Here is a 6704-nt window from a genome sequence, read left to right as displayed (position 1 = left end):
CATTTGAAGTAAGAGTTTAAGCCGAGTTTGCAGATGATAAAAAAGATGGCAGAACGGTCAGACCACTAGATTGAAGACCTGACATAAAAAACAGCAACGCAGTATGCTTTGGGCTTTTTGAGGACAAACTAGCGCGGAACTCATCGTGGAGCGGGTGGTAGCACCTAATGAAGACTCCGAATACATTAGCGCAAACCAACCTCGTTATCGGAAATATCATTTGCAATAACGAGGCGGACCATACATTTTTATGGGCGAAGCTCAGGAGTTACGGCTTAAGTATCGACACCAAGTCGTGCTCTAACGTTTGTTGTGGGCGTTCGATAATGCGGCCGATTTCTTGATTGCCTTGATGGACAATAAAGGTTGGGATCCGGCTAAATTCATAGTGGCTACTTAGTCCTTGCGGATCTTGTTTTTGCCTATCGACACCAATGTAGCGCACGTGAATGTTGGGGTTGTTTACCGCGGCGATTAATTCGATAAATCGCGGGGTTTCGCGGTGACAATCTGGGCACCATGTGCCAATAATCACGACGATGTCGGTCGGGGTATCAATGGCCTTAAGCGCGTTAATGGCTTGTTGGTCGGCTTGGTAGGCTTGTTCATGGCCAAAATCAGGCAATAAGAGTAAGGCCTGTGGGCTCACTTCTCCGGTGACTATCACTTCTTGTTGCTCCTCTGCACACGTGGCAAATAATCCTTGTTGTTGCTCGTTAAAGCCACATCCGCCCTCTGCTAGTACGGCTGGTGACAACACCAGTGTCGAGAATAGCAGTGATATGATGGTTCTTTTCATGAGATGCTCCTTTGCAAGCTGATGATATATCGAACCATGGATGGAGTGTTAGGTATAGTGAGAGTGATGATCCTTGTTAACAAGATCACTCTAATTCAAGTTTGCCATAAAAAAAGTCACCCTCAGGTGACTTTTATGCGATGTGGCGCGGTGTTAGGCTTTTTCATCCTGCAGCCATTGAGCGGCACGTTTAGCAAAATAGGTTAAAATGCCATCGGCACCGGCACGTTTAAAGCACAGTAATGATTCCATCACGATGGCTTTTTCGGCCAACCAGCCATTTTCGATGGCGGCCATATGCATGGCATATTCCCCACTGACCTGGTAAGCAAAGGTCGGCACGGCTAATTCGGTTTTGACACGATGCACTATATCCAAATAAGGCATACCGGGCTTAACCATCACCATGTCGGCACCTTCTTGAATATCTAACGCAACTTCATGCAAGGCTTCATCAGAGTTGGCCGGATCCATCTGGTAGCTATGTTTATTGCCACCTTTGAGGTTGCCCGCTGAACCTACGGCATCGCGGAAAGGACCATAGTAGTTTGATGAGTATTTGGCGCTATAAGCCATGATTTGGGTGTTGACATGGCCGGCGGCTTCTAAGGCTTGGCGAATGGCGCCAATGCGGCCATCCATCATGTCAGACGGCGCCACAATATCGGCACCCGCTTCAGCGTGGGATAACGCTTGCTTCACCAAAATCTCGGTGGTGATGTCATTGAGGATATAACCTTCTTCATCAATGATGCCATCTTGACCATGGGTGGTGAAGGGATCGAGAGCAACGTCAGTCATTACCCCTAATTGTGGAAATTCTTTTTTCAAGGCGCGCACCGCGCGTTGAGCTAAGGCGTCAGCATTATAGGCTTCTTCGGCCATTAAGCTTTTCTTTTCTGACGGCGTGACGGGGAATAGGGCGATGAGCGGGATGCCCAGTTTGACCAGCTGCTCGGCTTCTTTCAGAAGTAAGTCGATAGAATAGCGTTCAATCCCTGGCATAGAGGCGATTTGCTCGGTGCGATTGTTACCTTCAAGCACAAACATTGGATAAATAAGATCGTTTACAGTTAAACGATTTTCAGCCATTAAACGACGGCTAAACTCATGTTTACGCATGCGGCGCATTCTGCGGTTTGGAAAAGCACTGGTAATGATGTTCACATTCGACTCCTGAATAAAACAACGGAACCCGTCTGTCTATGGTGCGAGACACACGCGATTTCGACCCTGATTTTTAGCTTGATATAATGCTTTGTCAGCTAACTCTAGTAGCTCCGCTACTTGGTTTTCGCTGACGATAACGGCGGCACTTACCCCGATGCTGACCGTCAGTGGAATAATGATGCCCTGCCTGTCTATTTGTAAGTTATCCACGGCAAGGCGTATACGCTCGGCGACATGCTGGGCGCCGAATGTATCGGTATTGGGTAAGATGATAGCAAACTCTTCTCCGCCAAAACGTGACAACAGATCGGTTGGGCGCTTAAGTTGCTCGGTCAGCGTGATGGCAATGGCTCTTAACATGTCATCGCCGGCCAGATGACCGAAGGTGTCATTAATCTCTTTAAATTTATCAATATCCACCATCAGCAAGGCAAGCGGGGTATGTTGACGGCGGCTCACGCGTCCTTCTGCTGTTAAGCGTTGATCAAAGGCTTTACGGTTACGCACCCCGGTTAAGCTGTCGGTTTTGGTTTGGATGGTGAGTTTTTCATTGGCAAGCCCGAGTTCTTTCAGGGCAATTTCTAATTCTAAGGTGCGTTGTTGCACCATGAGTTCCAATTGCTCGGCACGTGCCGACTCGGCGCGCATGGTTTCGAGCCTGACTTCCCGCAAATGCTCGGCTTGCACTTGCGCTTGCGTTTGGGCTTTTTGGGTGGCACGAAATTGTAAATGAAAACGATAAGCTAATACGCCGGCCATTAAAATAATTTCTAAGGATAACGCGGCTAAGAGCGGTTCATTGGGGCTATCTGCGCACTGTAATATCTCTAAATAGCACAAACATGTGGCTAGAATTCCTAACAAAATCAATAGCCAGCCGCACAGCGACAGCTTGGCTAAGGTGTATCCTTTGCGAGAGAGCACCCAAGCGATGAAGATCATCAAGCCACTGCACACGATGGCGGAAATTAACTGGATTTTTAGCACCAGAAAATTCTGGCCGATTAATGCGAACAACATCAGTAACACGCAGTAGCCAACGCTGATGCGACTTAGGCGCAGCAGGCGGATATCTTGCTGCTTTAAGTTGAGCATTTTTTCAGTGAACATCAGAGCAAAGATCAGCGCTAGCGGGATGAGTAACTGCAAAATATAGTGCTGAATTGATGGTGAGTTTGGCCAAAAGTAATGATAGCCATGGCCACGTAAGGTCAAGATGATAAACGCCATGGAAAATACGTAGCCGGCATAATAGCCATAGCTCAAAGAGCGCATGGCTAATGCGGTGAATAGGCTAAAGAGACCAATGGCACATAATAAGCCAATCTGAAACCCAGAAAATAAATTTCGGGTCTGGGAAAGCTCGGCAAATTCATTGCCACTGAGCAGATGGATTGGCAAGTTGCTAATGCTATTAGTATTGATTTTTAGATAAAAATCATAATGCCCATAGGGCGCTAAGCTGAGTGGTAATAAAAAATCACTGGTGTCGATAGGCCGCTGGGCAAAGGCAAAGTGATCGCCCATATGCCAATGGTTTATTACTTCGCCCGCTTGCACTAGAAAGAGTTCCATCGAATCGATATGGGGATTATCCAGCACGAGCACCCAGCTGCTTTGTTGACTTAAATTGGTGATGGAGAATTTGAGCCATAAGTGCTGAGCCCCTAACCAAGGTAATGAATCTTTGCGGAGGCGTTGCCATTGTTGCCCATTAGCAACCTGCTGAAAGTCAGCATCAGTGTCCAGTTGCTTAAAGAGGGTGTGCGAATTGATGTCATAACTCGCGGCAGGCGTCTGCCCAATCACCAACGACTGAGCTTGAGCTGTGCCTATCCACACCAGCAGTAACAAGGTGAGCCCACGCAGCAACTTAATCAAGATTAAAAAATACCTGACTGTTGCGATAACATTGCTTGGCAAAATCCGCCGCAGACTCTTGTCTGAGATCGGCAATAGTTTGGCTAATAAAGGGCAGATATTTAGGCTCGTTCTTGCTGGATTTTGGCTTCGGCCGCATAGAGCGTGGCAATAAATAGGGACTGTCGGTCTCAATTAATATTCGCTCGCCTGGGATATCCTTAACCAACTCGGTTAACGCTTTGCCACGGCGTTCATCGCACACCCAACCTGTGATGCCTAAATAAAGATCGAGCTCAATATACGCCTGCATATGCTCGCGGGTGCCGGTAAAGCAATGTAATAGTGCCCGGCTTAAGCCAGCGCGGTATTCGCTGACAATGGCCAAGAAATCATCATGGGCGTCACGTTCATGCATCAACACGGGTAAACCAAGCTCACAAGCGAGCTCCAGTTGCGCGGCGAAGGCGTGACGTTGTTTATCCCGAGGTGAAAAATCACGATTATAGTCGAGGCCGCATTCGCCGACCGCCACCACGCCGGGCTGCTGACATAATTGGCGTAATTGCTGCTGACTCGTCGCTTGCCATTGGCTGGCATGATGGGGATGCGTGCCAGCCGTCGTCCAGATCTGCCTCGGATAGCGTTGACATAACTCAATGCTGGCTGAGCTTTCAGCTAAATTACTGCCAATATTGATCAGCGGACTAACGCCAACCTCTGCGGCGTCAGCCAGTATTTGCGGCAAATGCGTTTCCAGAGAATTGCCGAGAATATTGACGGCAATATCCATGTAGCGAAGCTGATTAGTCAATGCGGGTCACTCGAATCGTGCCATTACGGCTATCTTTCCCTAACAGGAATGAGCCCAGTGCACCGCGTTCAATAAACACTTGCTCATCAACCGTAATTTTATAGCGGCGGCTATCAACTTGGCGCCATACTTGGCCATTGTCAAAAGTCACTATGACTTCACCTCGAGGCGCCTCGCTGACCTTCGCCACCGTGAAATAGAGTTTATCGATGCCATCGGCCGCCACTTTAGCTGGTTTGCCAAATTCTTCGGTGCGACTGGCAGCGGTGGCCGCAGGGGCTGCTGGTGCTGCAGATGCGGTGACTGCAGGCGTCGCTGGGGCCAGTGCAATGGCGGGGTCAACATTGGCGGCTAATTCATCAAAACAGATCAGGCGCTCAAGCTTGTCGTGAATCGCCGCGCATTGGCTTAGTTGCTGGTGGATATTGGCATACGCCGGTGTGGTTAGCATTAGGGTTGAGATGGCTGCCATAATCAGTGGTTTCATTGTTTTTCCTTATTCTTGTATTTATTCATCACAGATTAAAGCAAAACGCAGCATTCACCAACGGTGAATGCTGCGGTATTGAGTCATCAAGACTAACCCGATAAGTTAGTGGTTGATGTTCTCCGGTTGTTGCTCATCCTCTTCGTCATCTTTTTTGCTGTAGAAGCGAGCGGCTAATAAGCCGAGCTCAAACAGTAACAACATGGGGATGGCTAGCATGGTCTGGGAAATAATGTCCGGCGGCGTTAACAACATGCCAATCACGAACGCACCCACCACGATATAAGGACGCTTGGCCTTGAGATCGTCCACGGTCGTCACGCCAGCCCAACACAGCAAGATCACTGCAACAGGGATTTCGAAGGCTAAACCAAAGGCAAAAAATAGTTTCAGTACAAAATTGAGATAACTATTAATATCGGTGGCAATATTAACGCCTTCTGGAGCGACACTGGTGAAAAACCCAAAAACCACGGGGAAGACAATATAGTAAGCAAATGCAATCCCCAGATAGAACAGCAAGGTGCTGCTGACTAATAAGGGAATAACCAAGCGCTTTTCATGCTTGTAGAGACCTGGAGCGACAAAAGACCAAATTTGATATAGCACGTAGGGTACGGCAATAAAAAATGACAGTATTAATGTCAACTTGAACGGTGCAAAGAAGGGCGCGGCTACATCGGTTGCAATCATGCTGCCAGATTCGGGCAGCACTTGCAGCAAAGGCGTGGCCATGTAGTGGTAAATATCTTGTGCCCAGTATACGAGGCACACAAATACTAGCAATACGCTGGCGACGGCCTGCAACAGCTTGGTTCTTAGCTCTAACAAGTGGCTAATTAAAGGTTGTTGTTGCGACATCAATTATCCGTTAGCTTTTGGAGTAGAGTCATCTTTGGTCACTGGCGCAGGCTTTTCGGCAGCGGTTGGCTCAAGGGTTGATTGAGCTGGTGTCGCCACGGACGCCGGTGCTTTCTGGTCTTCCACCTGATATGGGCGGTTAACTGATTGCGCCGCTTGCTTAAGTTGGTTGATGGACTCTTGCAACTCAGGCGATAAGTTTGATAACCCTTTATCTTCAGCTTTCTTAAGATCTGAATGCAATTGCTCAATTTTGAGCTCTTGCTCGAGTTCGTCTTTAACCGAGCTGGCCATGCGTTTCATGGCACGGATCCAACCTGAAATTGTGCGAACAGCTACCGGTAAACGCTCAGGGCCTAGTACCACTAGGCCGATGATGCCGATTAGCAGCAGCTCCATGAAGCCGATACCGTCAAACATAGGATGTTACGCCTGTTTATCAGTGTCTGGCTTTTTGTCAGCGGCCGGTGCACTTGTTTGAGCTGTCTGAGTTGGTTGAGCAGCGGCTTGGGTTGTTGCAGCTTGCTCTTCAATGGCTTTCTTTTCTTCGTCGCTAGACATGGCGTTTTTAAAGCCTTTCACTGCTCCGCCTAAGTCACCGCCCAATGAGCGCAGCTTCTTGGTGCCGAACAGTAGCACTACGATCAGTGCGATAATTAAAAGTTGCCAAATGCTAATGCCACCCATGTTTAGGTATCCTCTCAAGAATGTAC

The 6704-nt window shown here is 48.3% G+C and carries 8 protein-coding genes; all 8 read right to left on the bottom strand.

Annotated features, from left to right (window positions below):
• Nucleotides 1-268: 268 nt before the first annotated feature.
• Nucleotides 269-799: a thioredoxin family protein gene (locus KU855_RS14440; protein ID WP_218530989.1), complete on the bottom strand. Its 531-nt coding sequence runs from the start codon at nucleotides 797-799 to the stop codon at nucleotides 269-271.
• Nucleotides 800-952: 153 nt separating this feature from the next.
• Complete coding sequence (gene hemB / locus KU855_RS14435) at nucleotides 953-1966, bottom strand: porphobilinogen synthase (RefSeq protein WP_218530988.1); 1014 nt, start codon at nucleotides 1964-1966, stop codon at nucleotides 953-955.
• Nucleotides 1967-2002: 36 nt separating this feature from the next.
• Nucleotides 2003-3850, bottom strand: coding sequence for a diguanylate cyclase (locus tag KU855_RS14430; protein WP_218530987.1), 1848 nt, complete (start codon nucleotides 3848-3850; stop codon nucleotides 2003-2005).
• Entirely contained in the window at nucleotides 3843-4622 is a 780-nt protein-coding gene (locus KU855_RS14425; protein WP_218530991.1) for a TatD family hydrolase, read from the bottom strand. The genes KU855_RS14430 and KU855_RS14425 overlap by 8 nt, the downstream gene beginning before the upstream one ends.
• Before the next feature lie 13 nt (nucleotides 4623-4635).
• Nucleotides 4636-5130 carry a type VI secretion protein gene (locus KU855_RS14420; protein ID WP_218530986.1) on the bottom strand — a complete coding sequence of 165 codons (495 nt, stop codon included), beginning with the start codon at nucleotides 5128-5130 and terminating at the stop codon, nucleotides 4636-4638.
• A 105-nt stretch (nucleotides 5131-5235) separates the two neighbouring features.
• Nucleotides 5236-5991 (bottom strand): twin-arginine translocase subunit TatC, encoded by a 756-nt coding sequence (tatC, locus tag KU855_RS14415; protein WP_218530985.1) that lies wholly within the window; start codon nucleotides 5989-5991, stop codon nucleotides 5236-5238.
• Between the two features lie 3 nt (nucleotides 5992-5994).
• Nucleotides 5995-6411, bottom strand: a complete 417-nt coding sequence (gene tatB, locus KU855_RS14410) for a Sec-independent protein translocase protein TatB (RefSeq protein ID WP_218530984.1) — start codon at nucleotides 6409-6411, stop codon at nucleotides 5995-5997.
• A gap of 6 nt (nucleotides 6412-6417) precedes the next feature.
• On the bottom strand, nucleotides 6418-6678 hold the full coding sequence (gene tatA, locus KU855_RS14405) for a Sec-independent protein translocase subunit TatA (RefSeq protein ID WP_218530983.1): 261 nt from the start codon (nucleotides 6676-6678) through the stop codon (nucleotides 6418-6420).
• Nucleotides 6679-6704 lie beyond the last annotated feature (26 nt).

The organism is Shewanella sp. NIFS-20-20 (assembly GCF_019209865.1).
In the GTDB taxonomy this organism is placed as follows: Bacteria; Pseudomonadota; Gammaproteobacteria; order Enterobacterales; family Shewanellaceae; genus Shewanella.
The sequence above is the reverse complement of the archived record's forward strand: the minus strand, read 5'-3'. Positions and strand labels throughout refer to the sequence as shown.